Origin of the sequence: uncultured Methylobacterium sp. (genome assembly GCF_964242245.1) — a bacterium.
Taxonomy (GTDB): Bacteria; Pseudomonadota; Alphaproteobacteria; order Rhizobiales; family Beijerinckiaceae; genus Methylobacterium.
This window is the reverse complement of record NZ_CAXTBY010000207.1, coordinates 1-3,330: the sequence shown is the minus strand read 5'-3', so window position 1 is coordinate 3,330 and position 3,330 is coordinate 1. Positions and strand designations below refer to the sequence as shown.

The window sequence follows — 3,330 nt, the reverse complement described above, 5'->3', positions numbered from 1 at the left end:
CCATCTCGGGCTTGCCCGAGATGGGCAATGCGGATGTCCAAGTCGGGCAGGCCCGGCTTGGGGCGTCGGCCAAGCGAGGCGGCATCCGACGGTGAGGGGGGAAACCGGATCTGTCTCGTCCGGGACCGCCCCCTCACCGTCGCTTCGGCTTCGCCCCTTGCTCCCCGGCTGCACGGCAAGGTGCAGCCGGGCCTCTCCCCGCGTGCGGGGAGAGGGGAAGCGCGCCTCATCCGATCGCGTCGAGAGATGGGTGAATACGGTAGGCACGCGGTGAGAGGGGACCCGCGCCCTGTCCGGAGCGCGTGGAGCGATGTGTGCATCCGCAAGTCCGCCCGCGGACAAGAAGCACCCACAACTCAACCCGGCAGGACGCCGGGATTTCCTGCGCTTCGGAGACCGGGAACGGAGTGCGGCGGCGCTTGGCATTTCTCCCGCAGCCCCCACCTCCAGGCCGAGCGACACCCGGAGACACCCTTGGCACACGAAGAGAGCCCGCCGCGGATGCACGCCACCACCATCCTGATGGTGCGAAAAGGCGGCCGCGTCGTCATCGGCGGCGACGGGCAGGTCAGCCTCGGGCAGACCATCGTGAAGGGCAACGCGCGAAAAGTCCGGCGGCTGGCCAAGGGCGCGGTGATCGGGGGCTTCGCGGGGGCGACGGCGGACGCCTTCACCCTGTTCGAGCGGCTGGAGGCCAAGCTGGAACAGTATCCCGGCCAGCTCACCCGCGCCTGCGTCGAGCTGACCAAGGACTGGCGCACCGACCGGTACCTGCGCCGCCTGGAGGCGATGATGCTGGTGGCCGACCGCGACGTGAGCCTGCTGCTCTCGGGCGCCGGCGACGTGCTGGAGCCCGAGGGCGGCGTGATGGCGATCGGTTCGGGCGGCAACTACGCGCTCAGTGCCGCGCGCGCGCTGGAAGATGGCGACCTCGACGCCGAAGCGATCGTGCGCCGGGCGATGGCGATCGCCGCCGAGATCTGCGTCTACACCAACGGCAGCCTCGTCATCGAGGCGCTCGAGGCCGGACCCGGCTGACGTTCCATCCCCGCGGCGGCGCCTGGAGCATTGTCCATGATCCCCGGATCACGAAACATGCTCCATCTCCTTGCGTGGTCGCATTGTCTTCACGCGAGCCGGCGACCACCTCGCCTGGAAATGCTCCGGCCGCTGCTGACGGCTCAGCCGTCGATCAGGCTGACATGGGCGGCGACCACGCGCCATCCGTCGGGGAACCGCACCCACGTCTGGCTCTGGCGCCCGATCTTGTCCGGGGCGCTCGACCGGGTGAAGAGCGTCATCGCCGTGGCGAAGTGCGTTCCGTAGGTGGTGATCACGGTGTCCTTGAGGTCGCGGTTCAGGCCGACGGGTGAGCGACCGCGGCGGAAGGCTCGGATCGCGTCCATTCCGTAGAGGTTCTCGCCGGCTCCGTAGCGGATCGTGCGGGGATCATCGCGGAACAGGGCTTCGAGCGTCGCCACGTCGTTGCCGACGATGGCCGCCTCGTAGATCCTGAAGACCGCTTCGACCTCGGCCTTCACCGCCGGCAGATCGATCTCCGCGCGCATGTCCCCAACGCCGCTCTCGGGACCGGACCGGGCTGGTCCTTCGGCGAAGGCGCCCGAGGCGACGAGGACCGAGACGAGCGCGACCGATGCCGCGCGGGTGCCGAAACTCCTGATCGGATGGAATGACATGTCGGACGTCGGTGCTCCGCAAACCCGCGCGCCCGCGGGAGCGCCCATGGGTGCCGCCGGTCCCATGCAAGGCCTCGACCAAGCGCCCGCGACGCGCAACGGCTGCGGCCGGGCCGAGTTGGGCCAACCGCTCGGCGGTCATCCGATGCGCTGCGCCGTGATCGAAGACAGTCCAAGGCGCGTGTATTCACGCACATGCGCCTCGGCAAGCTTCCTATAGGGTTCATCACATGGACGGCGGCGGGTATCGAGCAGCTCGCAAGTCGGATCCTCAAGGCAATACTGATTATCGGAGATGGTCATGACCCTTCGCACCCTCGCGGCCGCCGCCGCCTTCTCGTTCAGCCTGTCCGCCGTGGCGCAGGCTCAGCCGACCCTGCCGTCGTCCACGCCGACCGCATCGGCACCGGTCGAGGCATCCCAGGCCGCCGCGCCGGCCACGGCATCGCAGGGGACTCCGGTGAAGCCCGTCGGCTATCGCACGGCGAAGTACACCGGCGGCGAGGGCGCGACCTGGAAGACCGGCCGCGACACGCACGGCTTCATGGGCTCCTACGGCGGCTGCAAGTACAGCGGCCATGCCGGACCCCACGGCTACAAGATCGATCGGGTCTGCTGATCGGCGCCCCCACGCAGGCCGGCGCCGGCGCGGAACGATGCGGAATCGGGGCCGTGAAACGGTTTCCGGTCGATCGGTTCCGTCGCGTGCGCGCCCCCCCTTCTGCGGGGGAGGGTGGCCCTCGGCTCTCACGCGAGGGTCGGGGGAGGGAGCACGTTATCCGAAATTGTCGCTCCCCTCTCCCGCAAGGGGAGAGAGGGAAGGACGCGCGGATGACTGGAACCGACGCCCCCGAACCCATCAACCGAAGATCATAGACCCGGTCCCGTCAGGCACGGTTCCGGGCCGGAGAGGCGGGCTACGGCGCAGGCCGTGGGCAGCCCCGCCCCGCCCGCCTTCATCCGATCATGGTCCAAATCGGGCGCATCCGGCCTCGCCGGACGAACGGGTGCACTCGGCCTCAGCGTCCGTAGATGTCCTCGACGCGGATGATGTCGTCCTCGCCGGTGTAGCTGCCGACCTGGACCTCGATCAGTTCCAGCGGGATCTTGCCCGGGTTGGTCAGGCGGTGCATCGAGCCGATCGGGAGGTAGACCGCCTCGTTCTCATGGACCAGAACGATGCGCTCGTTGAGCGTCACCTCGGCGGTGCCGCGCACCACCACCCAGTGCTCGGCCCGGTGATGGTGCTTCTGCAGGGACAGGCGCCCGCCCGGCGTCACCATGATGCGCTTGACCTGGAAGCGCTCGCCGATGTCGATGCGCTGGTACCAGCCCCAGGGCCGGTACATCCGCCGGTGCGCGTCGGCCTCCGGATGGGCCTTGGCCCGCAGGATGCCGACGAGGTCCTTGACTTGGCCGGATCGCGCCTTCGAGGCGACCAGCACCGCGTCGGAGGTCGCCACCACCACCACGTCGTCGAGGCCCACCACCGTGGTCAGGCCCTCGCCCTCGCTGTGGACGAGGCTGTTTCGCGTCTCCAGCAGTTCGACGCGGCCGCGCACGGCGTTGCCGGCCTCGTCGCGGGCCAGCACCTGCCAGACCGCGTCCCAGGTGCCGACGTCCGACCACGGGA

At 69.5% G+C, this 3,330-nt stretch carries 5 protein-coding genes; 2 read left to right on the top strand and 3 right to left on the bottom strand.

What is annotated here, in order from left to right; genetic code table 11:
• Nucleotides 1-501: 501 nt before the first annotated feature.
• Nucleotides 502-1,038: an ATP-dependent protease subunit HslV gene (hslV, locus tag ACFE8Y_RS21380; RefSeq protein WP_375466376.1), complete on the top strand. Its 537-nt coding sequence runs from the start codon at nt 502-504 to the stop codon at nt 1,036-1,038.
• A gap of 143 nt (nt 1,039-1,181) precedes the next feature.
• On the opposite strand, the gene hpxZ is transcribed toward hslV, so the two are convergent.
• Both hpxZ and ACFE8Y_RS21370 read right to left on the bottom strand, forming a co-directional pair.
• Complete coding sequence (gene hpxZ, locus ACFE8Y_RS21375) at nt 1,182-1,568, bottom strand: oxalurate catabolism protein HpxZ (RefSeq protein ID WP_375466375.1); 387 nt, start codon at nt 1,566-1,568, stop codon at nt 1,182-1,184.
• A 267-nt stretch (nt 1,569-1,835) separates the two neighbouring features.
• Complete coding sequence (locus ACFE8Y_RS21370; RefSeq protein ID WP_375466374.1) at nt 1,836-2,000, bottom strand: hypothetical protein; 165 nt, start codon at nt 1,998-2,000, stop codon at nt 1,836-1,838.
• On the opposite strand from ACFE8Y_RS21370, the gene ACFE8Y_RS21365 reads away from it, so the two are divergent.
• On the top strand, nt 1,999-2,316 hold the full coding sequence (locus ACFE8Y_RS21365; protein WP_375466373.1) for a translation initiation factor IF-2: 318 nt from the start codon (nt 1,999-2,001) through the stop codon (nt 2,314-2,316). The two genes, ACFE8Y_RS21370 and ACFE8Y_RS21365, sit on opposite strands and share 2 nt — an antisense overlap.
• Before the next feature lie 400 nt (nt 2,317-2,716).
• On the opposite strand, the gene ACFE8Y_RS21360 is transcribed toward ACFE8Y_RS21365, so the two are convergent.
• Nucleotides 2,717-3,330, bottom strand: a 614-nt coding sequence (locus tag ACFE8Y_RS21360) for a cupin domain-containing protein (RefSeq protein ID WP_375466372.1), incomplete at its 5' end; no start/stop codon positions are given.

Bases quoted from the DNA above. Each gene is read 5' to 3' on its own strand.
- hpxZ (WP_375466375.1), bottom strand. From the start codon at position 1,568: ATGCGCGCGGAGATCGATCTGCCGGCGGTGAAGGCCGAGGTCGAAGCG.
- ACFE8Y_RS21365 (WP_375466373.1), top strand. From the start codon at position 1,999: ATGACCCTTCGCACCCTCGCGGCCGCCGCCGCCTTCTCGTTCAGCCTG.
- hslV (WP_375466376.1), top strand. From the start codon at position 502: ATGCACGCCACCACCATCCTGATGGTGCGAAAAGGCGGCCGCGTCGTC.
- ACFE8Y_RS21370 (WP_375466374.1), bottom strand. From the start codon at position 2,000: ATGACCATCTCCGATAATCAGTATTGCCTTGAGGATCCGACTTGCGAG.